Below are 26,811 nucleotides of genomic sequence, written 5' to 3'. Positions count from 1 at the left end.
CTATGAAAAATCATGTTTATAGTCACTCATCGTTATCCAGAAGTTTCAGGGCAGAAGATTTTTACAAGGATGCCCGGTTGCGTGACGATGAGGCGTATAAAAACGAAATTATTGAATCAGCTATCAGCTTAAGCCGCGCGGGAGTTGCTGATATTTCACTTTCAAAAACCATTGCAAAAGGAAAATCGTGCTACTCGACGTCATTACTCAGTGAGAGAATATTATTTAGGTTATGTGCTTCTTACCTCAAGAAAAGTTTTGGTATTTATCAAAAAAACAGAAATAAGATAGTTGACGAATTGGTTAATTATCTCAAGGATGGATCAGCCTGCCGAATCTATAGATTAGATATAAAGTCTTTCTATGAGTCTTGCGATAAGGATAAGGTGTCTAAAGCAGTAGAGGAAAATAGGAGCCTCTCATTTCAAACCAAATACTTGGTGAAGTCATTTCTTGAGCTTTGTAAGAAAAATACTCTTCTCGGCGTTCCAAGGGGAGTGGAAATAAGTTCGATTTTGGCTGACATTTCGATGAAGGAGATAGATTCGATAATAAATAAGAACGAAAGTGTTATCTATTATGCAAGATATGTAGACGACATGCTTATAGTTACCACGTCTTATGAAGATGAGCAGCACTTTGTAAGTGATATTGAGGAGAAAATGTTTATCCATGGATATACTCTAAACACAAAAAAGCAGAAAATTTTATTGTTAGAAAAAATTGATACCGCTGCCGCTCAAATATCTTTCGAGTTTTTGGGTTATGAGTTCAACATTAACAATCCTGGAGGAAATGCAAATCGCAAAAACCCAAGAAATGTAGAGATTGATATATCCGAGGATAAAATAAAAAAACTTAAGCTAAAAATATCAAAATCTTTTTATAGTTTTAATAAAAATAATGATTTTGACATGCTCATTGATCGGCTAACATTTCTTTCAACTAATAGAAAGTTGAAGAAAAATAGAGATCCGCAAGTTCTATCAGGAATATTTTATAATTACGCAAGAATTAATAAATCAGACACCTCAATTAAAATGCTTGATTATTTTGTTTTGCAAAATACTCTATGCGTATCTAGCCGCCTTGCCAAAATGCGCCCCCCGTTCACACCAGAGCAAAAAGAAAAACTACTTAAAATAAGTTTTATAAATGGACACAAAAAAAGAGTATTCAAAGAATTTAGCGCTAATAGAGCTCATAAAATAGGGAAAATCTGGAGATGATACGATTAGATAAAAGCGATTATGCCAGGGCTTTGCTAACGGATACATCTCCGTCAGATGTCCCTATCATTTTTTCAAATGATGGACTCTATATTAATTTCCGAGCCAGTGAATCCAAAGCACCTGGTGTGTTTGACTTTTGCAATTCAGTTTTTGAGAAAATTATAGGTGCTGATGCCATTGCAACAACCCCCTTTGAGTACAAAATTTATAAAAATGAAATAAAGTTCAGATCCTTAGGGTTAATACATCCTTCATCGCAGTTTCGCTACATAAAAATATATAAAGATTATTCTCCCGCCATCATCTATCTTTGCTCAAAAAGTAAGTTTTCAATTAGGCGGCCGAGACGAGTTTCAAATTCACTCTACATCAAGGGGTCGGATTCAAAATTTAAGTATAAGGAATTTAATATAGATACAATCCAAGAAGAAATACACCGTAAGCATGCAAATTCATATTTCTCATACTCTGGTTTTGATCGTGCATATAAGCTTTATCAATCACCTCTTTTTTTGAAACTGGAAAAGACATACCCCATACTATGGAAATTAGACGTATCAAATTGTTTCGATAGCATTTATACCCACTCAATAGCATGGGCAATAAAAAACAGAGAATATATAAAAGCAAATTTACAATCTCCGCGTGCGCATCAATTTTGTAATGATATTGATCAAGCAATGCAGAATAGTAATAACGCAGAAACAAATGGAATACCAATCGGGTCAGAGTTTAGTAGAATCTTTTCCGAGATAATATTTCAATCAATTGATTTTGAAACCGATTATGAAATTGAAAAAAGATACGGTTTTGTATGCAGAGTAGATTACACAATATTAAGGTATGTCGATGATTACTTTCTTTTTTCTAAAAGTGATGATTTAGCCAAAAAAATATCACTGGTTCTCGCCGAGAAGCTATCCGCATACAATCTATATCTTAACGAAGGAAAATTGGAAAAACATGAAAGGCCTTTTATAACAAAAAAGACATCAATACTGGGTGCCGTTGAGTTGGCCGTAAATAAGCTCATGGATAGACTGTACTCACTTGATGATGAACAAGCGATAAATCTTAAAAAAATTAATGATAGATCAAAATTTACAAGTGGATTCATACGAGAAATCAAGAGTACAATTTCTGTCTGGGGTGGGAATTATAGTGATATAGCTTCTTTTTTGATTTCGGTCATATCAAAGCGAATTGAACGGCTTACAAATTCAAAAATTCACATCCATGATGAACATGAAACCCCCTTACAAACAAGGGATTGCATTTGTATTTTGGTCGATATAATTTTCTTCTTCTATACAATATCCCCATCTGTTATGGCATCCAATAGAGTTGCCAGAAGTGTTATTATTGCAGATAAATTTATTGTAAAAAAACATCCAAGACAAAGCTCATACTACAGATCAGAAATTATGAGACATATTCAGGATGTAATGCTGAGTTTTGATAAGGCTGTCCCAGAAAACTATATATTTCTTGAACAGTTAAATATTTTTCTCGCAGTTGCTGAGTTTGGATGCGAACATTCAATACCACCACAACACTTTGAATATATTAAGACATCAAAGGTTAACTATTTTGAAATAATTTCGCTTCTCTACTATTTTAGAGGGAGAGCCAAGTACGGCGAACTGATTGCTCATATCGAAATATTAATTATGGATAAACTATCAAAAATTGATTCTTTAAGGAAATCATCTGAGAAACTGCATCTTTTTTTGGATATTCTTTCATGTCCCCATGTCTCTCAGGTTACAAGATCATACCTCTTAGATAAGTATCTCGCTTTTTACGAGCCGGCCGTTGTGTTGGATGCGGCCGCTAAGGTAGCTATCCTCGATAAAATGCTCCTTAAATATTGGTTCGTAAAATGGAATGAGCTGAACTTACTTCATCTGCTAGAGCGAAAGGAGTTGAGGTCAACATATTAGACTTGTTATAGTGGAGTTGGAAGGTAGAGTGGCAATATTGCTTTTGATTCATTTTCGCGTTAAGTTTTGAGGTCGAAATCAGACCACAAAATTTGAATTGCTGAGGGCGAAAGCCCACACACCTGATGCTGAGCCCTCTACCGACCATTTAATTTTGCCCTTCCTAATTTGCTTCTTCTCTTCGAAAGTTGCGCCCCGACACTTGCTATTTAGCCCTAACCAAAAACAATACTGCTATTCATTGCAACCTCAACTTCCGCTATTGGCCGAACACTGAAGTAAATTTTTTAACCAAACTTTCTATTCGTTACGTAATAAGGATGCGACCCTGGTTGAACGCCAGGGGCCCGAACCACTACGGCAATACCTCCACATCCGACAACACACGTAAAGCCTACCGTTCGGCCATTCGACAATTTGAAAAATGGGGTGGTCGCCTGCCCTCGGATCGGGATACTGTCGTGCGTTACCTGCTGGCCAGAGCCGAATCGCTTAATCCCCGAACCCTGGATCTGCACCTGACCGCTATTAGCCAATGGCACCATTATCAAGGGCTCATCGATCCAGTAAGTGATCCGTTGGTCCGCAAAACCATGGAAGGCGTTCGTCGTACCCATGGCCAACCCAAGCGCAAAGCCAAGGCATTGCGCTTGGAGCACGTCGCCCAAATGGTGAATCATTTGCGGCAACTACCAACCACCAAAAAGAAACTGAGGGATATCGCGCTGGTGTTGACCGGCTTTTTCGGTGCCTTTCGCCGTAGCGAATTGGTGGCCATTCGCTACGGTGATCTGGTGTGGGAACCTGAAGGACTTCTCATCCGGCTGTCTAGTTCCAAGACCGATCAACAAGCCTCCGGCTTAGTGCGAGCATTACCTTTCGGTGCACCAGACTGCTGTCCTGCTACGGCCATGAAAAACTGGATAGAACTGGGTGGCATTAATGAAGGTCCGGTTTTTCGCCCCATTAACCGGTGGGATAAGATTCAGCCTAAAGCGTTGAATCCCAGTGCCATTAATGAATTACTCAAGACTTTGGGTAACGCCTGCCAGTTCGATTTTGTACCGGAATTGAGCAGCCATAGCTTCCGGCGCGGCCTCTCTACATCGGCAGCCCGAGAACGAGTTGATTTTGAGTTGATTAAAAAGCAAGGCGGATGGAAGAGCGATGCCACCGTCTGGGAGTACATTGAAGAAGGACAGCAGCTCTCCAATAACGCTACCCATATATTGATGGAGAAAATGGCGGTTCTTATAGATACCGTTCGGGTAAAAGAGATATGAACATGACAAGAACTATCAGTAAAGTTGCCAAAGAACTGGCTATCAATATAGAAACCGTTCGCTTCTATGAGCGTCGTGGATTAATAGAGCAACCGCCAAAACCCGAGTTGGGCTACCGCCATTATCCCGATGAAACGGTTAATCGCATCCGGTTCATTAAGCGGGCGCAAGAATTGGGGTTTACCCTGGAAGAGATCGCCAACCTGCTAAGCTTGAATGACCGCCCATGTGCTCAGGTGCAGGAGCTGGCCGAGTATAAACTCAGCGCCGTCATGGAAAAAATTGCCGATCTGAAGCGGCTCGAAAGCGCACTCAAGGCATTATTGACGCAATGTCAGAGTAATAACGATGACTCACATTGTCCCATTATCGACTCCCTGCAACCTTAATTAGTTTTACACGGGCATCACAAAAACGTTTGACTCCGTACATCGGTACGGAGATTACACTTGCTCCATACACTGAAATCAGAGGAGTAAGTCGTGTCACAGAAAGAATCCAATCTACCTATTATTGGCGGCGTTATCGCGGCTGTTGGCGCTGGCCTGTGCTGCGCTGGTCCTTTCGTGTTGTTGCTGCTAGGCGTGAGTGGCTCCTGGATTGGTAATTTAACCTTGTTAGAACCTTATCGTCCCATTTTTATCCTGCTGGTTTTAGCCTTATTTGGCTTCGCAGGCTGGAAGGTCTATCGCCCCGTTGAGGACTGTGAGCCAGGCACCGCCTGTGCAGTTCCTCAAGTGCGAAAACGCCGGCAGGTGATCTTTTGGTTAACGGCACTGACTGCGTTGGTGCTAGTCACCAGCAATTATTGGATTGTCTGGTTTGCCTGAATACTTTCTTACCGCTCACTTTTATTAATGACTTAATACGTTACTGGAGAAAATGATGAAGAAAATTGCCTTGTTGTCTTTGCTAGCCTTGACCAGCCTGACCGCTTTTGCTGCGCCGAAAACAGTTACTTTGGAAGTTCCAACCATGAACTGTGTGACCTGCCCCTTTACGGTCAAAAATGCCTTAAAAAATGTTGAGGGTGTGAGTAAAGCTGAAGTCACCTTTGAAACCAAATTGGCAGTTGTCACATTCGACGACGAAAAAACCACAGTAAAAGCACTGACCGAAGCCACCACTAATGCGGGTTATCCATCAACGCTCAAGGAGTAAAGCATGGAAATGCTAATACAGTTACTGACCCGTTTCGGCGATAAGATTAGCTCATTGGGCGCGCTGGTTTCTGCTATGGGATGCGCCATGTGTTTCCCGGCCATCGCCAGCCTGGGCGCTGCGGTCGGGTTGGGTTTTCTCAGCCAATGGGAAGGTTTGTTTGTTAATACCCTGTTACCGTTGTTTGCCTGGATTGCCCTGGTACTCAACGGACTTGGCTGGTTCAGCCACCGGCAATGGCACCGTAGTGCGCTGGGTGTGGTCGGCCCCATTTTATTGCTGTTATCGCTCTATCCGTTTTTCCAATACGGCTGGAGCAGCTATGTCACCTATTCAGCGTTAGGCCTGATGGTTGCCGTATCGCTTTGGGATATTTTTTCACCCGCGAATAAACGCTGTGATGATGACAGCTGTGCTGTTTAACACGACGCAATGCCTGACTACTATTTGAGGAAAACGAATGATCTTACTATCGATAGAAGGGATGACCTGTCCAAGTTGCGTCGCTCACGTTAAAGAAGCGCTCGATGCGATCGAAGGCGTGAATAAGGTTGAAATATCTTATGAAAACGCCAGCGCAACGATCACCACAAACGGTGGGGTCAGCGTAACCGATCTCATTGGAGCGATTGAAGCCCTGGGTTATACCGCAAAAGAAAACCCCTTAGCGGAAAACACAGCACCGAACGCCTACTGTGACAACGAAAATACCAGCAACACAGAAAGCAACCGAACTCAACATGTGGCGATTATCGGTACGGGTTCCGGCGCTTTTGCCTGTGCTATCAAAGCCGCTGAAGGTGGTGCCAAGGTCACTCTTATTGAGGGAGCCGATGTGATTGGCGGCTGTTGCGTGAATGTCGGCTGCGTACCCTCAAAAATTTTGATCCGCGCCGCTCAATTGGCACAGCAGCAACGCAATAATCCCTTTGCCGGACTGGAAAATCATGCGCCCCAATTGAGTCGAGCCTTGTTGGCTCAGCAGCAGACCGCTCGAGTCGAAGAGCTGCGCGCTGCAAAGTATCAGAATATTCTAGAGACAAATCCTGCGCTTAGTTTACTTAAAGGTTGGGCGCAATTTAAAAATGCAAACACCCTGATAGCCAGAAAAAATGATGGCACTGAGCAGGAAATCTTTGCTGATAAAATCCTGATCGCCACTGGCTCCACGCCAACCATTCCTCCCATCGAGGGGCTGGCCGAAACGCCTTACTGGACCTCTACCGAAGCGCTGTTTGCCGAGGAATTGCCGCAGCACCTGGTGGTGATTGGTTCATCGGTCGTGGCGCTAGAAATTGCCCAGGCTTACCGACGATTGGGCAGTGAAGTCACCGTGTTGGCAAGACACTCACTACTTTACAGTGAAGACCCCATAATCGGTGAAAAACTGGCAGGCTGTTTTGAAAAAGAAGGCATTCGAGTTTTAAACAACACGCAAGCCACCCAAGTGACCCACGATGGAAATCAATTCACCCTGAACACTAATGCAGGCGAGCTCAGTTGTGATCGTTTGCTGGTAAGCACCGGGCGACACGCCAATACCAGCCAACTCAATCTGGACGCGGTGGGTGTCACCACCAACAAAAAGGGCGAAATCGTTGTTAACGAACGCATGGAAACCAATGTTGCTGGTATTTACGCTGCCGGTGACTGCTCTAACATGCCGCAATTTGTCTATGTCGCCGCGGCCGCCGGTAGCCGTGCTGGTATCAATATGACGGGCGGCGACGCCAAACTGGATCTGTCCACCATGCCCGCCGTGATCTTTACCGATCCACAGGTGGCTACCGTCGGACTGACCGAGGAGCAAGCCAGGGCTCAGGATATTGAGACCGACAGCCGCGTACTGGGTATGGAAAATGTCCCACGTGCGTTAGCCAACTTTGAAACCGACGGTTTTATCAAACTGGTCACAGAGAAGGAAACGGGGTTGTTGCTAGGCGCGCAGATCCTGGCTCACGAAGGCGGCGAACTGATCCAGAGTGCGGCTTTAGCCATCCGCAACCGTATGACGGTGACGGAATTAGCCGACCAGCTTTTCCCTTACCTCACCATGGTGGAAGGTTTGAAGCTCTGCGCGCAAACCTTTAACAAGGATGTCAAAGAACTGTCCTGTTGTGCAGGATAAGAGAGGGCAGTATGGGAACGGCACCCGCCACGCATTCACTGACAGCCCCAACGGTCAATGCGTTGGCGGATGGATTGAACAAGGGTGAATTCGTTCCTTTTTACCAGCCTCTATGGGATGTTCAACACCAATGCTGGGAAGGCGCTGAAACGCTCATTCGCTGGCAACATCCAACTGAAGGATTGATCCAGTCAGACACCTTTATTCCCGTTGCCGAACAAAGCGGATTAATTCTGGAACTGGGCGCGTTTGTCTTACGGGCGGCCTGTCAACAGATGATGCATTGGCGTCAACGCGGTTTACCCGAGGGTATCATCGCGGTCAACGTCTCTGCCTTACAAATCCACCAACCTGACTTTGTCGAAGACCTTGCCAGGATATTGCGTGATACGGGACTGCCTGCTCCGGCATTGGAACTGGAATTAACCGAAACACTGGCCCTGGAGGATACGCCAATCCTGATCGAAAACCTGCATCGCTGCCAGGCGCTGGGCATTCGCCTGTCCATCGACGATTTTGGTACCGGGAGTTCGTCGCTGGCACGCTTGCAATGCTGCCCAGTGACCCGCCTAAAAATCGACAAAACCTTTGTCACGCATATGACAACCGAGCCAAAGGATCGCGCCATTACCGAAAGCGTCATCACCCTTGGCCATAACCTGAATTTATCCATCGTCGCGGAAGGGGTTGAGACGGCCACTCAACAACAACTTTTAGAGAAGCTTGGCTGTGATGTATTACAGGGCTATCGGCTGGCGCGGCCAGCCGATGCCGAAACGACTGAAGCGTTGTGGCCAGGCCGCAGTGTTTGAAACGAACGGAGACAAACCCATGTCAAAAGCCGCCGTGTCAAAAGATGTGTCACGATACTTTGAGGTGATCCCCGACTTTGCGGCATTCATGGATGCCGATGGGCAGGCACTCGAATTTCCCCTGACGATCTCGCAACTGGCGAAAGCCGCGCAAACCACAGTGCATACCGTCAGGAATTACGTCTTGGAAAATTTGGTACTTTGCCCAGAGCATTCCGCGGGTGGTTTCGGTTTATACAATCAATGCGCTTTAAACCGGCTGCGCTTCATTCGCGCAGCGCGTGCGGCGGGCCTGCTGATCCTGGATATAAAACCCTTGCTCTACGCCATCAACGAAGGCGACCAGCAAGCCTGTGAAGCCGCCATGCGCGAACTGCAAACCAAAATTGATGAACGCCAGGCTTACTTGCAGGCATTGGATTCACAGCTGTCGGAGCTGCGCCAACTGGCCTGATCGCCATAACAAAGGAGTATACGATGTCAGAAAAATGTGAAACCGGCCCCCACGACTGGGTAGCCAATAAAGGCCGATTTATTCTCACCTGGGTATTGCCAGCGATACTCATAGTGATTACCGGCATGATGTGTCGTTTTCAGAAGACGGCTGCACTGAACGTCAGAAGCCGACTGCACTATAGCAGCGGAGGGGTTGGATCCATCAGGCAACGACGGGCTGCTGCCGGCCATCAGCGGACGCAGGGAGGACTTTCCGCAACCGGCCGTTCGATGCGGCACCGATGGCCTTCGCGCAGGGGTAGTGAATCCGCCAGGATTGACTTGCGCTGCCCTACCTCTCACTAGTGAGGGGCGGCAGCGCATCAAGCGGTGAGCGCACTCCGGCACCGCCAACTTTCAGCACATGCGTGTAAATCATCGTCGTAGAGACGTCGGAATGGCCGAGCAGATCCTGCACGGTTCGAATGTCGTAACCGCTGCGGAGCAAGGCCGTCGCGAACGAGTGGCGGAGGGTGTGCGGTGTGGCGGGCTTCGTGATGCCTGCTTGTTCTACGGCACGTTTGAAGGCGCGCTGAAAGGTCTGGTCATACATGTGATGGCGACGCACGACACCGCTCCGTGGATCGGTCGAATGCGTGTGCTGCGCAAAAACCCAGAACCACGGCCAGGAATGCCCGGCGCGCGGATACTTCCGCTCAAGGGCGTCGGGAAGCGCAACGCCGCTGCGGCCCTCGGCCTGGTCCTTCAGCCACCATGCCCGTGCACGCGACAGCTGCTCGCGCAGGCTGGGTGCCAAGCTCTCGGGTAACATCAAGGCCCGATCCTTGGAGCCCTTGCCCTCCCGCACGATGATCGTGCCGTGATCGAAATCCAGATCCTTGACCCGCAGTTGCAAACCCTCACTGATCCGCATGCCCGTTCCATACAGAAGCTGGGCGAACAAACGATGCTCGCCTTCCAGAAAACCGAGGATGCGAACCACTTCATCCGGGGTCAGCACCACCGGCAAGCGCCGCGACGGCCGAGGTCTTCCGATCTCCTGAAGCCAGGGCAGATCCGTGCACAGCACCTTGCCGTAGAAGAACAGCAAGGCCGCCAATGCCTGACGATGCGTGGAGACCGAAACCTTGCGCTCGTTCGCCAGCCAGGACAGAAATGCCTCGACTTCGCTGCTGCCCAAGGTTGCCGGGTGACGCACACCGTGGAAACGGATGAAGGCACGAACCCAGTGGACATAAGCCTGTTCGGTTCGTAAGCTGTAATGCAAGTAGCGTATGCGCTCACGCAACTGGTCCAGAACCTTGACCGAACGCAGCGGTGGTAACGGCGCAGTGGCGGTTTTCATGGCTTGTTATGACTGTTTTTTTGTACAGTCTATGCCTCGGGCATCCAAGCAGCAAGCGCGTTACGCCGTGGGTCGATGTTTGATGTTATGGAGCAGCAACGATGTTACGCAGCAGGGCAGTCGCCCTAAAACAAAGTTAGGCATACCAGATAGCACGCACCTACTAACCAACAAGCCATCATCTAAAAATGCAGGAAACAACGTACCCTAATCGGATTGACATTGGAACGCTCCAAGTTGCGGACACATGGAAGAAAAAATTCCGCGCTCTTGAGCAGGCGGGCGGCCCAAAGCTCCCACACCTCAAGACGCTGCCATTCAAGGAGCGATTCAGCGTTACCTTCAACTTTCTTGGATTCATATTCGGACCGTTGTATTATTTGGCCAAGGGCATGTGGAAGAAGGCGCTATTTCTGTTTGCCGCCTGCGTTGCAGCCGTTCTACTTATCGGCTCAGCCTTAGACATGGCCGGGTTACCCGAGGTGGCCAACTCACTAGGGTATGGGGTCTCAGCATTCTTTGGGGTTCGGTCAAATATCGACTACTACAAAAAAATGGTGTTGGGTGAGAATGGCTGGTGGTAACATTAAAAATATCCGAAACTTTGCCCATGCCTAACTGGGCGTTCAACGTGGACGCCAACAGCGGCCATGCCTTCGGCATTTTATTGGCCGCTGTTGGTGCCCTGCGCCCCTGCGGGGCTCCGGCGCCAGTTAACTAATTCGTTAGACATCATGAGGGTAGCGGTGACCATCGAAATTTCGAACCAACTATCAGAGGTGCTAAGCGTCATTGAGCGCCATCTGGAATCAACGTTGCTGGCCGTGCATTTGTACGGCTCCGCAGTGGATGGCGGCCTGAAGCCATACAGCGATATTGATTTGTTGGTTACTGTGGCCGTAAAGCTTGATGAAACGACGCGGCGAGCATTGCTCAATGACCTTATGGAGGCTTCGGCTTTCCCTGGCGAGAGCGAGACGCTCCGCGCTATAGAAGTCACCCTTGTCGTGCATGACGACATCATCCCGTGGCGTTATCCGGCTAAGCGCGAGCTGCAATTTGGAGAATGGCAGCGCAATGACATTCTTGCGGGTATCTTCGAGCCAGCCATGATCGACATTGATCTAGCTATCCTGCTTACAAAAGCAAGAGAACATAGCGTTGCCTTGGTAGGTCCGGCAGCGGAGGAATTCTTTGACCCGGTTCCTGAACAGGATCTATTCGAGGCGCTGAGGGAAACCTTGAAGCTATGGAACTCGCAGCCCGACTGGGCCGGCGATGAGCGAAATGTAGTGCTTACGTTGTCCCGCATTTGGTACAGCGCAATAACCGGCAAAATCGCGCCGAAGGATGTCGCTGCCGACTGGGCAATAAAACGCCTACCTGCCCAGTATCAGCCCGTCTTACTTGAAGCTAAGCAAGCTTATCTGGGACAAAAAGAAGATCACTTGGCCTCACGCGCAGATCACTTGGAAGAATTTATTCGCTTTGTGAAAGGCGAGATCATCAAGTCAGTTGGTAAATGATGTCTAACAATTCGTTCAAGCCGACCGCGCTACGCGCGGCGGCTTAACTCCGGCGTTAGATGCACTAAGCACATAATTGCTCACAGCCAAACTATCAGGTCAAGTCTGCTTTTATTATTTTTAAGCGTGCATAATAAGCCCTACACAAATTGGGAGATATATCATGAAAGGCTGGCTTTTTCTTGTTATCGCAATAGTTGGCGAAGTAATCGCAACATCCGCATTAAAATCTAGCGAGGGCTTTACTAAGCTTGCCCCTTCCGCCGTTGTCATAATCGGTTATGGCATCGCATTTTATTTTCTTTCTCTGGTTCTGAAATCCATCCCTGTCGGTGTTGCTTATGCAGTCTGGTCGGGACTCGGCGTCGTCATAATTACAGCCATTGCCTGGTTGCTTCATGGGCAAAAGCTTGATGCGTGGGGCTTTGTAGGTATGGGGCTCATAATTGCTGCCTTTTTGCTCGCCCGATCCCCATCGTGGAAGTCGCTGCGGAGGCCGACGCCATGGTGACGGTGTTCGGCATTCTGAATCTCACCGAGGACTCCTTCTTCGATGAGAGCCGGCGGCTAGACCCCGCCGGCGCTGTCACCGCGGCGATCGAAATGCTGCGAGTCGGATCAGACGTCGTGGATGTCGGACCGGCCGCCAGCCATCCGGACGCGAGGCCTGTATCGCCGGCCGATGAGATCAGACGTATTGCGCCGCTCTTAGACGCCCTGTCCGATCAGATGCACCGTGTTTCAATCGACAGCTTCCAACCGGAAACCCAGCGCTATGCGCTCAAGCGCGGCGTGGGCTACCTGAACGATATCCAAGGATTTCCTGACCCTGCGCTCTATCCCGATATTGCTGAGGCGGACTGCAGGCTGGTGGTTATGCACTCAGCGCAGCGGGATGGCATCGCCACCCGCACCGGTCACCTTCGACCCGAAGACGCGCTCGACGAGATTGTGCGGTTCTTCGAGGCGCGGGTTTCCGCCTTGCGACGGAGCGGGGTCGCTGCCGACCGGCTCATCCTCGATCCGGGGATGGGATTTTTCTTGAGCCCCGCACCGGAAACATCGCTGCACGTGCTGTCGAACCTTCAAAAGCTGAAGTCGGCGTTGGGGCTTCCGCTATTGGTCTCGGTGTCGCGGAAATCCTTCTTGGGCGCCACCGTTGGCCTTCCTGTAAAGGATCTGGGTCCAGCGAGCCTTGCGGCGGAACTTCACGCGATCGGCAATGGCGCTGACTACGTCCGCACCCACGCGCCTGGAGATCTGCGAAGCGCAATCACCTTCTCGGAAACCCTCGCGAAATTTCGCAGTCGCGACGCCAGAGACCGAGGGTTAGATCATGCCTAGCATTCACCTTCCGGCCGCCCGCTAGCGGACCCTGGTCAGGTTCCGCGAAGGTGGGCGCAGACATGCTGGGCTCGTCAGGATCAAACTGCACTATGAGGCGGCGGTTCATACCGCGCCAGGGGAGCGAATGGACAGCGAGGAGCCTCCGAACGTTCGGGTCGCCTGCTCGGGTGATATCGACGAGGTTGTGCGGCTGATGCACGACGCTGCGGCGTGGATGTCCGCCAAGGGAACGCCCGCCTGGGACGTCGCGCGGATCGACCGGACATTCGCGGAGACCTTCGTCCTGAGATCCGAGCTCCTAGTCGCGAGTTGCAGCGACGGCATCGTCGGCTGTTGCACCTTGTCGGCCGAGGATCCCGAGTTCTGGCCCGACGCCCTCAAGGGGGAGGCCGCATATCTGCACAAGCTCGCGGTGCGACGGACACATGCGGGCCGGGGTGTCAGCTCCGCGCTGATCGAGGCTTGCCGCCATGCCGCGCGAACGCAGGGGTGCGCCAAGCTGCGGCTCGACTGCCACCCGAACCTGCGTGGCCTATACGAGCGGCTCGGATTCACCCACGTCGACACTTTCAATCCCGGCTGGGATCCAACCTTCATCGCAGAACGCCTAGAACTCGAAATCTAACGTCCGTTCGGGCATCGAGGTCCATGTCGGGGTGGGACGGGCCCGTGGCTTCAAGATCACTTGCAGTCCGACCGCGATGTCTTGGTTGCGCGAGAGGTTGTCGATATCCTCCACTTCCATCATCAACCCTGGATAATGCCGCCGCCGTCATCGCCGCCGACGCCCGTGCCGGGCTTTTCGGGCCTGTCAGGCTTGCTCGGCCTTCAGCCTGCCTGGGCGAGATCTCCGGCGGACGGATTAACGGCGGAGCTTCGCCGCCTTTCGTGCGTGTGAAGGCCGAAGATAGTTCTCTCAAAAACATCCGTTTATGAGAGATACCAAAGCCGACAGTCTGCCGAAGGTTGAAGGTCTCTCAAAACTGCCTCTCGCTTCCGATCTCTCACCGATCTACGTTTCTAAGTGTTTTGAGAGGAGAACAGCATGTTGGTGGGGTACGCCAGGGTTTCGACACGTGATCAAACCCACGCCAGAGCCAGTTGCTCCATTTCCGGCAACCGTGGGCGTGGGCGCAGCGGCGCGCCCATCGCGGCGAGCAGCGCGACGTAGAAGCGGATCACGGACGGCTCGGACGGCATCTGCACGACCAACACCGGGATGTGCTCCTGGTCGGCGTCGGAGCTGGCCGGGTGGGTGCGGCGGAACTTCTCGACGATCATCGACTTGCCATTGTTGGTCGGGCCAACCAGCAGCAGGTTGGGCATGCGTTGCTTGTTTGGCCACGCATAAAGGGCTTCCAGCCGGTTCAGCGCCTCGACTGCGCGCGGATAGCCGATCCAGCGGTCGGCGCGAAGGCGCTGGATGCGCTCGTCCGCCGGAAGACGGGCCAAGCCCTGGGCCGCCGGCAGCAGGTGGGACAGGTCGATGATGGGATATTCGTCCACGGCTACCACTCCTCAATCTGGTCGAACGGTTTGGCGGGTGGCAAGTTGTCTGCCTGCGGGTCGGCAATATCCGTATCCGGCGGAACGGGCTTGTCCGGCCGAGCTGATGTCTTGAGGTGCTGGCGGCGATCCGCGTCACGCCGCGCCTTGCGTGTGGCCTTCTGCGCGCTGGTCACAATCTCACGCATCTGGCCGATCATGCGGAACAGCGCCGACTCATCCACCTGTTCGCGCCCTTGCTGCCGCAGTTTCGCCAGCGCCTGCCGTTGTTCCCAGAGGGTGACAGCCGGATGCGACAAGGTACGGTAGGGAATTTCCAGGTAATGCTGTCCCTCCGGTTCCAGGACCCAGATACGGCTGATGTCGCGCGGATCGCGCCGGATCAGAAAGGACGGCCAGCGTTCACGCCGCGCAATCCACGGCTTGAGCGCATCGGCGTAGTAGTGGATGTGGTCGATGACAAAGCCGGTGCGGGTCAGCGTGCGCCGGAGGATCGGCAGAAAATCGACCAGGAACGAAGTAGCGCGTGTGACGACGGCCGGTACGCCGACACGCGCCACGGCCTCGGCCCAGCGCGCGGCCGGCGGTTGGAGCAGGCCGTTGTGCACCGAACCGTGGTAGGTGCCGACCGCCAATGTGAGCCAGCGCTCTAGCTCGCGCAGCGTCAGGGCGGCCTTGTTTTCGGAATCGTAGTCGCCGCGCTGGTCAGGGTTGGAGAAGGTCGTTCCCGGCAGTTCGTCGTGAATCATCTGCATCGCCGTGCCGATGATCCGTTCCACGATGCCGCCATAGTGCGGCTGTCCCAGCGGGCGATAGTCCAGCCGGATGCCATGCTGCTCGCAACCCCGGCGCAGGGCCTCGCTCTTGAACTCGGCCGCGTTGTCTAGGTAGAGCAGCAAGGGCTTGCCGCTCATCTGCCAATCCATTTCCACGTTCAGTCCTTCCAGCCAAGGGCGCTTGTCGCAGGCGACATGCACGAGGCACAGGCCAACCGAAACGGCAGACGGCGCTTCCAGCGTGACGACCATGCCGAGCACGCAGCGGGTGAACACGTCGATGGCGAGGGTCAGGTACGGGCGGCCAATAGGTTGCCGGTCGCGGTCATCGACCACGATCAGGTCGATGACCGTATGGTCTATCTGCACCTGCTCCAGCGGCGCGGTCACGGCAGGAGGCTCGCCGCCCACACCTTGTAGGTCACGAGCGGCATCCTGGCCTTCCCGCCGGCGGATGACCTTGCGCGGGTCAAGGCTAGCGATCCGTAAGGCCACGGTATTGCGCGCCGGCACTCGCAGTTTTTGAGCCTTGCACACCTGAGTGACTTCGCGGTGAAAGGCCGCTAGGCTGCGCTTCTGCTTGGTCAGGAACCGCTTTTGCAGTAGCTCGTGGATGACGCGCTCGACCGGTTCCGGCAAGCGCCCCTTACCTTTACCTCCACCGGACTGGCCGGGCACCAGATCCGTCACGAGGCCGCTGCCTTGCCGGGCACGCCGGATCAGAACGTATACCTGGCGCCGAGACAAGCCCAGCGCCTGAGCCGCCATATCGGCCGCTTCGTGCCCGACCGTCTCCGACTGCGCCAACGGACTGATGATCTCCGCACGACGGCGCGCACGCTCCCAAGCCTCATCAGGCAGAGTGGCCACGCCTTGTTCTGGAATCCGTGGGGTGTCCGTCGCCATGCTCACCTCGCTTTGGTGCACACGAGTATTGAGCATAGTCGAGATTGGTGCAGATCACTTCTGATATTGAACTGTCAGGAGCTGGCTGCACAACAGCCATTACGCCCAATCAACTGGTGCAGTCGTCTTCTGAAAATGACATGATGCAACTTGCACCGTGGATGACCGGCAGTATCTGGGCGATCGCTTTAAGTTGGATGGGATATGCCTGTTTAAGAAATGCGCGTCAATGTGGGCGAATGCATTGTTTTTTCAGCGGGCCATTTTTTCTGGGTTCCGCCATGTTGGCATTAGGCATTGGGATGCAGTGGATACAATGGCTCACCTTTAACGGATTAGGACTCTTTTTACTGATCGGTACACCACTGGTTTGCGTGTTACCGGAGATGTTCTGGGGAACTTACAAAGTTGCGACAAACGGCAAAGAAGAATGAATGCGATAGTGAAGCGCGCTACAAACTCTATAAAACGCCTCTGGTCACTTGTAGTGTATGCATTTCAATCGCCGGTTCAGGATTCTCACTCAAAACGGCGTACCGCGATCCTCTTTAGTCTGGTGCTGGTCGTCCACTTGGTTGTCCTGCCAGCGCATGAACTGGGTTCCGATATTGGCTTGCGTTCTTTTGCACATCTTAATCTGAGAATCGCGCTATTTGCGTTTTTGTTCGCAACGCTGGAGAGCGTTCTCATCAATTTATGGGTTCAACTGATACGCAAGAAGACCCATTGCAGAACGGCACCAGCGGCGGGCGGCATAGTTATCGGGATTGTAAGCCCCCTGTTGTGTTGTACCCCGCTGCTGCCGACCATCTTAAGTTTTATCGCCATTTTGTTTCCTTCCGCTGTTTCTGGTATGGGTCTCAAAATTCAGTATGCGGTCAATGTGTATCAAACCGAACTGTTGCTGTTGGCGTTGGTATTACTGTTGTTTGCGATTGTTCAAAATGCTTGGCATCTCAATTCAGGCGACGTAATGGCAGGCCATCACAAGGAATAAAGCAATGAAAGCCACTTGCGACTAATCTAGGCATATCCAAATGACGACTAGAAACCTGATAACTATAACGCGATGCTTTTACACAATAATGCATCTATCAGAGAAAATTTAAGTCGATGGCCGCTATCTATCAGACAGCTTATCCACGAATTAAATCTGATATCACCGAAGATGAGTTAGGGGATGTCTATACACCTACGCCGGAAGATCAGAAGTTTGCACTGCGTCACTGTAAACGAACCAGCGCATCCTTTTTGGGGCTCCTGATTCAGCTAAAAATCACGCAGCGATTGGGCCGGTTCGTAAACCTGGGTGAAATACCAAAGGTGATCATCACGCACATTAAAAATCAGTGCCGTTCGCGGGTGACACTGAAGGATCTCCAAACCTATTACACATCGGGCGCGAAGGATCGTCACGTAAAGCTGATTCGGCGCCATCTTAATATAAAAGCCTACGATGCGGCCAAGACCTCTGAATTGGCACAGATTTGGGCACTTGAGGCAGCGACTACCAAAGAAGCATTACCGGATATCATCAATGTCACGTTGGAATATTTGGTCAAAGAGCGATACGAGTTACCGGCGTTCAGTGTACTTGAGCGGATATGTCAGGCGGCCAGGGCCGAAGTCAACACTCGGTATTACGATCAATTGTGTGGCTTTTTAGAGTCTGAAAGTCGCCAATGCATCAACGATATTCTTCGATCTAGCACAGGACTGAATGGTTTTGGTTGGAGCACGCTGAAAAATGAACCCAAACGCCCGACCCCTCGCAATATCCATGCGTACATCCAATACCTGGAATGGCTTACATCCCTGCAAACACTTTTGCCCACGGATTTGGGGTTGCCGCCAGTTAAACACCAGCAGTTTATCAACGAGGCCAAGGCCCTGGATTACGCCGAATTGATGAAACTAAAGCTGAACAAGCGACTCGCACTCGTCATCGTTTTAATCCGGCACCAATACGCACAAACACTGGATAACGCCGCCGATATTTTTATCAAGATGTTGTTAAAAATGGATCGCTCGGCGCAGAAGCTGTTGGAGAAGTACCTTGCAGACCATCAAAAGCAAACCGATCATTTGATTTCTGTGTTGTCTGGGACGGTCAAGGTGTATCTTGATAAACCCGATTCGGTGGCAGCTTTTGATCCGATACTGGGAAAGAACAGTGATCAGCTAATGCAAATGTGCGAACAATATATGGCATTCGCAGGCAACAACTATTTGCCGTTTATGGTTCGACTCTATAAAAAGCAACGATCCACCTTGTTTCGTACGATTGAAATACTCAACCTGGCATCGGCCACGGAAGACAAGGACTTGCTCAATGCGTTCCAGTTTATTTTGACGCACAAAAAGCGTCGCACGGAGTTCCTGTCAATTCAAAGCGATCCGAACGATCCCTCTTCCAGAAATGTCATTAATATTCGCTGGATTCGCGAAAGCTGGTGGAAATTAGTCACGGGAAAATCAACCAAATCAGCACAGGTGTCGGAGGTTAATAAAACCTGTTTTGAGCTGTGTGTGTTTGAACGGATCGCTGAAGAACTAAGTACCGGTGACTTGTTCATTCCCTACAGTGAAACCTTCGATGATTACCGGGAGCAGATGATCACCTGGGAAGAATACGAAGCGCAGTTGCCTACCTATTGCGAGGAGGTAGGGCTCGTCGCCGGTGATACTGAATTTACAACAACGCTGAAGAAGTCCATGGAAACGAGCTGCCGGAAAGCTGACAGCCAATTCCCGGAGGACGAACTGGTTCGTATTGAAAACGGGAATCTGATTATCGGTAAACCAAAGCCTGATCAACCCTTACCTGAAGTCGAAGAAATTGGAGCGCTTTTGCGCGATCGGTTGGACAAAATCAACCTGCTTGATGTGATTATCAATGTCGAAAAGTGGCTGAACCTGAATAAACATTTTGGCCCGTTGTCGGGCTTCGAATCACGTATCAGCGACCCGGAGTTACGTTTTGTCCTGACCGTGTTTTGTTACGGTACCAACATTGGTCCCACCGAAACCGTGCGATCTGTGCAGGGCGTTTCTCGCAAGCAAGTCGCCTGGCTTAACTTAAAACGCACGACGGAAGCGCGTCTCGATAAAGCTATTGCGAAGATCAATAGCGAGTATAAGAAATACCGGCTCATTGAGTGTTGGGGATCAGGCAGCAGTGTGTCCGCTGATGGAAAGCTTTGGGATCTCTACGAAGATAATTTGCTATCTGAATACCATATTCGGTATGGCAGCTATGGCGGCATTGCCTATTACCACGTCTCGGACACCTATATTGCATTGTTCAGCCGGTTTATTCCCTGCGGTGTCTACGAGGCGATTTATATCTTGGACGGCCTACTCAACGATGAATCTGATTTTAATCCGGACACCGTTCACGGCGATACACAGGCGCAATCCACACCCGTCTTTGGCCTGGCGTACTTGCTGGGCATAAAGCTCATGCCCCGTATCCGAAATATCAAAGATCTCAGCTTTTATAAGCCTGATCGCTCCATGGTACTCAAGCATATTCAGTCTTTGTTCAAGGAGCCGATCAAGTGGGATCTCATTGAAAAGCACTATGCGGATATGATGCGAACGGCCATGTCAGTTAAAGCAGGGAAAATCACCGCTTCGACAATCCTGCGCCGGTTCGGCACCAAGAACCGGAAAAACAAGCTGTACTTTGCGTTCCGTGAACTCGGGCGCGTGGTCAGAACCATGTTTTTGCTGAAATACATTACCGACGTTGATCTGCGCAAAACAATCCAGGCAGCGACCTGTAAGAGCGAAGAGTTCAATGAGTTTGCCCGGTGGTTGTTTTTTTGCTAATGGCGGGAAAATTCCTGCAAACTTGAGACACGAACAAAGCAAAATCGTTAAATACAATCATTTGCTGGCCAACTTCGCGATCTTATACAACGTAAACGCGATGACCGAAGTGTTCAATCAATTGAAGTCGGAAGGGTACAATATTACCCGCGACATTATGGCCGAATTCTCACCGTATCATACCGAGCATTTGGGGCGGCTAGGAAGTTTTGGGCTGGATCTAACCAAGCAGGTTAAGCCCATGACTTTTGAACTGCTGGTTGATTAATTCATAATATTCAATCGGTTACGTTAGAAGTGGCTAAATTCAACGCTTTTACCGCCGGACCTCATATTGACGCCTCATGTCTCGAATTTCGCGACATTCTATCTTGTCTCTATTATCGAGACAATGAAATCATCTCCTTATTCCTCTCATTACGAAAAGCTGAGAACCTGGCTGAAAGAGCAACGGGATGAGAGTGGTTTGTCTCTAAGGGATGCTGCCGATGTGCTGGGGAGGCATCATTCCGTTCTGGGGAAAATGGAACAGGACCGTCGCAAAATCGAGATCCTTGAATTTGTGAGGTACTGTCAGGTGATCGGCGCTGATCCCCATGAAGGACTGGATGTCTTAATTCAATCCCTCCAATCCGACCGCTGAGTTCGATCTCTCATTCTCTTCACCGCATATGCTCCCTGACATAGTACATTTCATCCGGGACAATTCCGTCCCGCTCGAATCAGATTCTCCTCATCAATGAGGTTGCCGATGAGTAACCACGCGACCTTATCTCAACATGCCTGAAACGTTTTCGAAATTCGGTTTTCCAAACGAAACCGGACTGCCGGATTACTGCGCCATAGGTGCAAAGCAGCTGTACGCTCTTAGCGACACCATTCAAGGTAACTAACAGCATTCACGTATAAAACTCTACACATTCACACCATTGTCATCACGACAACATTTGATGAGGATACGACTATGTCTCATACCGCCATGCATTCCGATTGCGCTGATATTTGTTCTTCCTGTTCCGCCATTTGTTATTCCACCGCTCTTAATCATTGCTTGGAGATGGGTGGGAAGCACGTCGAACCCGAGCATTTTAAGCTTATGCTTAATTGCGCCAAAATTTGTGAAGCCTCGGCGTGCCTAGAGTTAAGTGGGTCGTCATTCAGCGCACAGTTATGTGGAATTTGCGCCGATATTTGTGAGGCTTGTGCAAAAAGTTGTGAAGAGGTAGGTGAAATGGAAGCTTGTGTGGAAGCCTGTCGTAAGTGTGCAGAAAGTTGCCGGCAAATGGCCGCTTGATGTCATTGAAATAACGGCCTTTTCAATAGATCGTTGTTGGATAAAATTAAACGCTACATCGCATCTTCAAACCAATCCATTTTTTACTAAGTGCTATGTAGCGTTTAATTGACTAAGCGAATTGCTGAAACGTAAGCAAAAACGTTTCCATATCGCGAGGTGGCCAGCGCACAGCCACAGAAACCTCATGGACCATTAATTCAATTTCGCTTTTTCTACCGCATTATTGCGCGTGTTAACCCAGCTAATACCGAAGCCTCCCAAGGCGATTAGGGCAACAATTACCTGTGATGTTAATGTCTCCAGTGTTGGATAGAGTCCGAGCCATTCCACTCGTGGAATCGTAATGAGCGTCACACCTATCCATCCGGCCTCTTGCAAAGCTGATACGCCCTTGCCAGTTAACACTACTGCAAGCACGACCACCAAAATGGATGTGACAGAGAAGAATGTTCCCAACGGCATACGTGCGCTTGTGCGCAACAATACCCACGCGATGACTACTAATAACAATAAGGCTGTGAAAAAACCTGCTATCAATGCGCCGCTATTACCGTCCGCTGCCAGTGCGGAATAGAACAAAACGGTTTCAAAAACCTCGCGATACACCGCGATAAAAGCCAGCGCAAATAATGCCCACGCTGAACGTTGCGACACTGCTAGAGATAATTTTTCTTTCAAATAATCTTGCCATTTGCCAGCGCTACTTTTCTGGTGCATCCACAATCCAACGCTAAGCAAAACGACTGCTGCGAGTAAAGATCCGATCCCCTCAGTCACCTCACGGTTAGCTCCGCTAATGCCGATGAGATAAGTGGCCACGACCCATGTCAGCACGCCAGCAAGCAAGGCGCTTATCCACCCTCTGTGGACATGGTGAAGCACTTCAGGCCTGTCTGTCTTTTTCAAGAAGGTAATCATGCCGATAACAATCAACAACGCTTCTATACCTTCGCGTAGGAGAATCGTGAGCGCACCGACAAACGTTGTCCTAGGGTCGGCCTTAGCGTCTTGCATCAGCCCATCAACTTGCACAAAAAGTTGTTCCAATTGAACTGCCGCCGCCTCCACTTGTTCAATGGTTCCTTTTGCGACTGCCGAGCGATAGGTGAGCATCGCGGTTTCCACGGCAATCAACAAAGATCCGTTGCGGGTATTTACTATCGGCTCAAGCGGCTCGAATCCATCCAGGTATGCTGACAGGCTCAAACGCGTCGCGAGATTCCGGTCTCCGGCTCGCGCAGCGGCCAGGCTTTCTGCAAGGCGCAATCGAGATAACGCCAACCCCACAGGTTTATTTGTTTCTACAACTTTGGGATGACTTCGTAAGTAGGCAGTGACAGAGCGAGCATTATTTTCCGGTATTGTTTCGGCCAGTGCCGCTTCGGTAACTGTAGTAAGCGTGGCCAGATCAGTGAAGCGGCCCTTTATTTGTCCATCATCGTTCCACAAATGCTTACCTTGTTCGCGCATGGATTCGTTGAAGGAAAGCGTACCGATATAAAATGCGAGCGCCCATCGATCTTCTTCAGGTAGAGCTTTAAAACTTACCATTGATGTACCTTCCACGCCTTGGGAAATCACCTGATATAAAGCGATCAAGCTTCGCGTGCGAGCGCGTTCAGGATCTGTAAATGCAATCGGTTTGGGTTCCAGGTTTTCAGCGAGCGGACCGTCACCGTTTCCGGCCACACCATGGCATGTAGCACATTGCGCTGCATAAAGAGTCTGTCCGCGAGCAAGGTCGGGTACGTTTTGTGGAGCGACTGGAAATGGATAGGCAGTTATCAAGGATGCATTAGCCACATGTGCAAGCCGGGAAACTTCGTTGCTTGCCTCTTTACGTAGGACAGCTGCGCGCAACTCGGCAATTTTGTCGGCAATAGTGGGTTTGGATTCATGCTCTGGAAGAGATTGTAATAACGTGCCTGCATTCTCCGTAAAATCCAGCATCTCAGCGTACTCAGCCTCGCTGATGATGGCACCATCGGCTACAGCTCCGCTGTAATCGACCGCAACATAATCAAGCAGCTGCCACAGCTGTTTGACATCTCCCGATCCACCGGGTTGTGCGAATACAGAGCCTGAAATTAAAATCCATGCTGCAACAACACTGATGATTCGTGTAAAGAAACCCTTTTGATTATTCACTTTTATTTTTGGCTCCAAGTTTAGAGATCAAGCGGATATAAATCAGCCCGAGTGATGCATCACTCATAATTTTTTAATAGGTAGGCGCAGGCCTGAAACTGCAACACCACCTTATTTTAATAATAAGATGCGTCTGGCGCCGTTTAATACAATTAGGCTGATGATGATACCGATAACCAAATCGGGTAATTGGGACCCGGTCACCGCCACAAGGATTCCCGCAGTAATGACCCCCACGTTAGCCAGCACATCATTTGCAGAAAATATCCAGCTCGCTTTCATATGAGCGCCTTGGTTACGCGATTTAAAGATCAATAACAAGCACGTAATGTTAGCCATCAAGGCGACCGCACCAATACCCATCATCAGCGTAGAAACGGGTTCGCTCCCATAGATCGCGCGTCTAATCACCTCAAATAGAACGCCAAGAGCAAGCGCTACCTGTAGCCAACCGGAAATATGAGCCACTGTAAGCTTCAGTTTTGCGGCCTTGCCAACCGCATACAAGGACGCGCCGTATACGGCGGCATCAGCAAACATATCCAGCGAGTCAGCGATAAGTCCGGTGGACTGCGCCACAATGCCTACGCCAAACTCTATCGCGAACATCATAGCGTTGATGGCCAGTAACCATCGTAATACACGCGCTTCTTGTACCTCACTGGATTGCGTAGCGTGCTGAGCTTGCTGAACGGCTTCGTGATCCGCCGACTCAGACGACTCCAACTGCGCGCCGAGCCCAACCGACTTCATGATCTGGGTCACTTTCTCTACTGTATCGCGGTGATACACACGCACCTTGCGATTAGCGAGGTCAAACTCGAAGGTAGGTGAGTCCTCAACGGTAGCAAACGCAGTGCGAATCAAGTTCTCTTCTGAAGGGCAATCCATCTGAGGAACCGTAAAGACGCTCACGTAAGTCACGTCAGCCTGCGCACTTGCTTCCGGCCTTTGCCCAATCGGTCCAGCGTTGTTAGGATTAACTTCAGGGCCTGGCTTCAACTCGACTGACATAGACGCCTCCTCCAGATTAAAATCGTACTCGAACGCCGCCATTGATCACACGGCCATCCAGCGGTGCATAGATATCCCGGAAAACCGGATCAGCCAAACTACCGCTATAAATATTTTCATAGCGTGTTTGACGGCTGTCCGTGAAATTCTCAAAGTTCAGGAAGGCCGTGACCTGTTCGCTGAGTGTTTTTTCCATCATCAAGCCGAAGGTCCAATAGCTCCTTCCCGCAGTATCGTTTTCCCGATTCTGCTCGCTGAAATAGTAAGCTTCAAAACCCACCCGAAAATCGTCCTCCCGCTCCCACATAACGACTTGGTTAACACGATGCTGTGAGACAAGTGGTAAATCGACGTCACCTGATGCTGTTTCCTTTCGTGCATCAACATAGGTATATCCAAACAAATAACGCAGTTCGCTGAAGCTTAACGTCAAGTTCAATTCTGCGCCGTCCGTTTTAACGGCAGTATCAAGTTGATTGAATCGATAAATCTCACCACTCTCTACGATTTCCAATGCATCATCAATCTGTGTGTAGAACACAAGGAAGTTGGTGCTGAGACTCAGTTCTTCGGTTATCTCAAGACGATGATTGATGTCAAAGTTCACGCCTTTAGACGTTTCTCCCTCAAACAGTGCTGGATCTATTGGTTCCAGATTTCTGAAGTGTATTTCTTCTGCTTCGGTGATGAACAAGTTAGGCGTTTTGTAACCGTAACCTCCGCCAATGCGCATCGTAAGGTCGTCCATAGGCAACAGGAGAACGGAAATTCGAGGCAATATGAAGCTACCATAATCCGAATGGGAATCGGCTCGCAGCCCACCTTCGAGAACGACGAGCGATGACAATTCGCGCGTATACTGCCCAAAGGCCCCAACAGTTTCCTCTGAATAATCGTGGTTAAATCCGACTTGGGCTTGGTCCTGATCAAACTTTTCGGTGACCGCATTAAGCCCTAAAACCCAGCGTCCTTCGCCCTCATCATTCGCTAACGTTAACTCATTAAAAGTGGATGTCTGCTTTCCAGAAAAGACGAAGTCCGGGATTTCCAAACTACGATCAAACACACTATAGGCACTCTTCAGTGTCAGCCGTAGGCCGCTTTCCAAGGCGTGATTCAGGTTAAGGCGGGAATACATTCTTTGGGTATCGTTGGATTCGAAATACTCATCGGGCGCTCGACCTTCAACGTAATCAATGCTGCCGCCCAGACGACTTTCATCGATAAAACCTATGCCGACATCCAGGTCGGTGTCGTCAGAGACGGTATAAAACCATTGCGGCGTGACAGTGACTCGCTCGAACTCCGGGATGGCCGTCAACCCATTGTCAGCTGGATCATAAGCGTCGCCGCGATTGTAACTTCCAAAAAGGGTAAAACCATGCGAGTCCGATTGACGCGAATGAAAGCCGGAAACATCCAAGCCACGGGCTGAGGTTCCGTTTAGCATCAATGAAGTTTCGGGTGTCTCACCAGGTCGCTTTGAAATCAGGTTTACTAACCCGGCGATAGCGCCCCCACCATAAAGTGTTGAGGAGGCTCCTTTGACGACTTCTACCTGTTGTAAATCCAATGGTGCGATTTGCAGAAGACCAAGGCTACCTGAGAATCCCGAATAGATGGGCAAACCGTCACGAAGCAGTTGTGTATAGCGCCCATCCAGACCCTGGATGCGAATGCTTGAATTAAAGCTGGTGGGAGAAGTTTGCTGTACCTGTATCCCCGTACTCTCGTTAAGCACCATACGGATATCGCCAGGCTTCATATTGGCTTTTTCGTACAGCTCCTCTTCGTTAAGCACTTGCACACGCATCGGTGAGTCGTCGAGTGTAGCCTTCGTGCGTGAAGATATTACGAGAACTTCTTCGATATCATCGTCGTCCGCAGAAGCCATTGGAACATTCATCAAGGTCGCCGCCTGTAACGATGCAAGCAACATCAAATTTCGTAAATTATTTTTTTTAAAGAGAGAATGGGACCGCATCAGTTGATTATTCCTTAGTCAGGTTTTTTGATAATTTAAAACATGAGCCGCAATCACGCATGGCAACATTGTCGTTTGTATTAAATTCAATGACCTCACTATAAACTCTATAG

The 26,811-nt window shown here is 50.1% G+C and carries 22 protein-coding genes and 3 pseudogenes; 19 read left to right on the top strand and 6 right to left on the bottom strand.

Annotated features, from left to right (window positions below; all coding sequences use genetic code 11):
• The first annotated feature begins 2 nt into the window (after window positions 1–2).
• The 10 genes from drt3a (at window position 3) to O59_RS11460 (ending at window position 9,013) form a co-directional block, all read left to right on the top strand.
• On the top strand, window positions 3–1,229 hold the full coding sequence (gene drt3a / locus O59_RS11505) for an antiviral reverse transcriptase Drt3a (protein ID WP_007642849.1): 1,227 nt from the start codon (window positions 3–5) through the stop codon (window positions 1,227–1,229).
• Window positions 1,226–3,175 (top strand): antiviral reverse transcriptase Drt3b, encoded by a 1,950-nt coding sequence (gene drt3b / locus O59_RS11500; protein WP_007642848.1) that lies wholly within the window; start codon window positions 1,226–1,228, stop codon window positions 3,173–3,175. The genes drt3a and drt3b overlap by 4 nt, the downstream gene beginning before the upstream one ends.
• 461 nt (window positions 3,176–3,636) lie before the next feature.
• Complete coding sequence (locus tag O59_RS11495; protein ID WP_232283079.1) at window positions 3,637–4,458, top strand: site-specific integrase; 822 nt, start codon at window positions 3,637–3,639, stop codon at window positions 4,456–4,458.
• A 2-nt stretch (window positions 4,459–4,460) separates the two neighbouring features.
• Window positions 4,461–4,847 (top strand): Hg(II)-responsive transcriptional regulator, encoded by a 387-nt coding sequence (gene merR, locus O59_RS11490; RefSeq protein WP_040133151.1) that lies wholly within the window; start codon window positions 4,461–4,463, stop codon window positions 4,845–4,847.
• A 93-nt stretch (window positions 4,848–4,940) separates the two neighbouring features.
• Window positions 4,941–5,288 carry a mercuric transporter MerT family protein gene (locus O59_RS11485; RefSeq protein ID WP_007642845.1) on the top strand — a complete coding sequence of 116 codons (348 nt, stop codon included), beginning with the start codon at window positions 4,941–4,943 and terminating at the stop codon, window positions 5,286–5,288.
• A gap of 55 nt (window positions 5,289–5,343) precedes the next feature.
• On the top strand, window positions 5,344–5,619 hold the full coding sequence (merP, locus tag O59_RS11480; RefSeq protein WP_011711647.1) for a mercury resistance system periplasmic binding protein MerP: 276 nt from the start codon (window positions 5,344–5,346) through the stop codon (window positions 5,617–5,619).
• 15 nt (window positions 5,620–5,634) lie between these two features.
• Complete coding sequence (gene merC / locus O59_RS11475) at window positions 5,635–6,042, top strand: organomercurial transporter MerC (RefSeq protein ID WP_198284797.1); 408 nt, start codon at window positions 5,635–5,637, stop codon at window positions 6,040–6,042.
• A 37-nt stretch (window positions 6,043–6,079) separates the two neighbouring features.
• The gene (gene merA / locus O59_RS11470) at window positions 6,080–7,747 is read left to right on the top strand and encodes a mercury(II) reductase (protein ID WP_081489704.1); all 1,668 of its coding nucleotides are present in this window, start codon (window positions 6,080–6,082) and stop codon (window positions 7,745–7,747) included.
• A gap of 11 nt (window positions 7,748–7,758) precedes the next feature.
• Window positions 7,759–8,559, top strand: a complete 801-nt coding sequence (locus tag O59_RS11465) for a bifunctional diguanylate cyclase/phosphodiesterase (protein ID WP_020833625.1) — start codon at window positions 7,759–7,761, stop codon at window positions 8,557–8,559.
• A 19-nt stretch (window positions 8,560–8,578) separates the two neighbouring features.
• Window positions 8,579–9,013 carry a MerR family transcriptional regulator gene (locus O59_RS11460; RefSeq protein WP_011711644.1) on the top strand — a complete coding sequence of 145 codons (435 nt, stop codon included), beginning with the start codon at window positions 8,579–8,581 and terminating at the stop codon, window positions 9,011–9,013.
• A gap of 333 nt (window positions 9,014–9,346) precedes the next feature.
• Here the strand turns inward: O59_RS11460 and intI1 are convergent, their stop codons facing one another.
• The gene (gene intI1, locus O59_RS11455; RefSeq protein WP_000845048.1) at window positions 9,347–10,360 is read right to left on the bottom strand and encodes a class 1 integron integrase IntI1; all 1,014 of its coding nucleotides are present in this window, start codon (window positions 10,358–10,360) and stop codon (window positions 9,347–9,349) included.
• A 188-nt stretch (window positions 10,361–10,548) separates the two neighbouring features.
• On the opposite strand from intI1, the gene O59_RS11450 reads away from it, so the two are divergent.
• The 5 genes and pseudogenes from O59_RS11450 to O59_RS11430 all read left to right on the top strand — a co-directional run bounded on the left by O59_RS11450 (window position 10,549) and on the right by O59_RS11430 (window position 13,858).
• Entirely contained in the window at window positions 10,549–10,944 is a 396-nt protein-coding gene (locus tag O59_RS11450; protein WP_040392261.1) for a DUF2628 domain-containing protein, read from the top strand.
• A 150-nt stretch (window positions 10,945–11,094) separates the two neighbouring features.
• Window positions 11,095–11,933, top strand: a pseudogene (locus O59_RS11445) (AadA family aminoglycoside 3''-O-nucleotidyltransferase).
• Window positions 11,934–12,049: 116 nt separating this feature from the next.
• Window positions 12,050–12,397, top strand: coding sequence for a quaternary ammonium compound efflux SMR transporter QacE delta 1 (locus tag O59_RS11440; protein WP_000679427.1), 348 nt, complete (start codon window positions 12,050–12,052; stop codon window positions 12,395–12,397).
• On the top strand, window positions 12,391–13,230 hold the full coding sequence (sul1, locus tag O59_RS11435; protein ID WP_000259031.1) for a sulfonamide-resistant dihydropteroate synthase Sul1: 840 nt from the start codon (window positions 12,391–12,393) through the stop codon (window positions 13,228–13,230). The genes O59_RS11440 and sul1 overlap by 7 nt, the downstream gene beginning before the upstream one ends.
• A gap of 127 nt (window positions 13,231–13,357) precedes the next feature.
• Entirely contained in the window at window positions 13,358–13,858 is a 501-nt protein-coding gene (locus O59_RS11430; RefSeq protein ID WP_000376623.1) for a GNAT family N-acetyltransferase, read from the top strand.
• A gap of 464 nt (window positions 13,859–14,322) precedes the next feature.
• Here the strand turns inward: O59_RS11430 and O59_RS11425 are convergent.
• Window positions 14,323–14,739: pseudogene (locus tag O59_RS11425) on the bottom strand (TniB family NTP-binding protein); the annotation flags it as partial.
• Between the two features lie 2 nt (window positions 14,740–14,741).
• Window positions 14,742–16,421 (bottom strand): Mu transposase C-terminal domain-containing protein, encoded by a 1,680-nt coding sequence (locus O59_RS11420; protein WP_000179844.1) that lies wholly within the window; start codon window positions 16,419–16,421, stop codon window positions 14,742–14,744.
• A gap of 44 nt (window positions 16,422–16,465) precedes the next feature.
• Here O59_RS11420 and O59_RS22305 point away from each other — a divergent pair, with 44 nt between their 5' ends.
• The 4 genes and pseudogenes from O59_RS22305 to O59_RS11400 all read left to right on the top strand — a co-directional run bounded on the left by O59_RS22305 (window position 16,466) and on the right by O59_RS11400 (window position 20,898).
• The gene (locus O59_RS22305; RefSeq protein ID WP_157152559.1) at window positions 16,466–16,855 is read left to right on the top strand and encodes a hypothetical protein; all 390 of its coding nucleotides are present in this window, start codon (window positions 16,466–16,468) and stop codon (window positions 16,853–16,855) included.
• Window positions 16,852–17,418 carry a hypothetical protein gene (locus tag O59_RS11410; protein ID WP_040133153.1) on the top strand — a complete coding sequence of 189 codons (567 nt, stop codon included), beginning with the start codon at window positions 16,852–16,854 and terminating at the stop codon, window positions 17,416–17,418. Before O59_RS22305 ends, O59_RS11410 begins: the two co-directional genes overlap by 4 nt.
• Before the next feature lie 116 nt (window positions 17,419–17,534).
• Window positions 17,535–20,523: pseudogene (locus O59_RS11405) on the top strand (Tn3 family transposase).
• 66 nt (window positions 20,524–20,589) lie between these two features.
• Window positions 20,590–20,898, top strand: a complete 309-nt coding sequence (locus O59_RS11400) for a helix-turn-helix transcriptional regulator (RefSeq protein ID WP_081489703.1) — start codon at window positions 20,590–20,592, stop codon at window positions 20,896–20,898.
• A gap of 846 nt (window positions 20,899–21,744) precedes the next feature.
• On the opposite strand, the gene O59_RS11395 is transcribed toward O59_RS11400, so the two are convergent.
• The 3 genes from O59_RS11395 to O59_RS11385 all read right to left on the bottom strand — a co-directional run bounded on the left by O59_RS11395 (window position 21,745) and on the right by O59_RS11385 (window position 26,698).
• Window positions 21,745–23,718 carry a cytochrome c/FTR1 family iron permease gene (locus tag O59_RS11395; RefSeq protein WP_007642726.1) on the bottom strand — a complete coding sequence of 658 codons (1,974 nt, stop codon included), beginning with the start codon at window positions 23,716–23,718 and terminating at the stop codon, window positions 21,745–21,747.
• A 93-nt stretch (window positions 23,719–23,811) separates the two neighbouring features.
• Window positions 23,812–24,714: a cation transporter gene (locus O59_RS11390; protein ID WP_040392467.1), complete on the bottom strand. Its 903-nt coding sequence runs from the start codon at window positions 24,712–24,714 to the stop codon at window positions 23,812–23,814.
• A gap of 16 nt (window positions 24,715–24,730) precedes the next feature.
• Complete coding sequence (locus O59_RS11385; RefSeq protein ID WP_007642724.1) at window positions 24,731–26,698, bottom strand: TonB-dependent siderophore receptor; 1,968 nt, start codon at window positions 26,696–26,698, stop codon at window positions 24,731–24,733.
• Window positions 26,699–26,811: the final 113 nt, after the last annotated feature.

The organism is Cellvibrio sp. BR (assembly GCF_000263355.1).
In the GTDB taxonomy this organism is placed as follows: Bacteria; Pseudomonadota; Gammaproteobacteria; order Pseudomonadales; family Cellvibrionaceae; genus Cellvibrio.
Note: the sequence above shows the minus strand (reverse complement) of the source record. Positions and strands in the feature narration are given on the sequence as shown.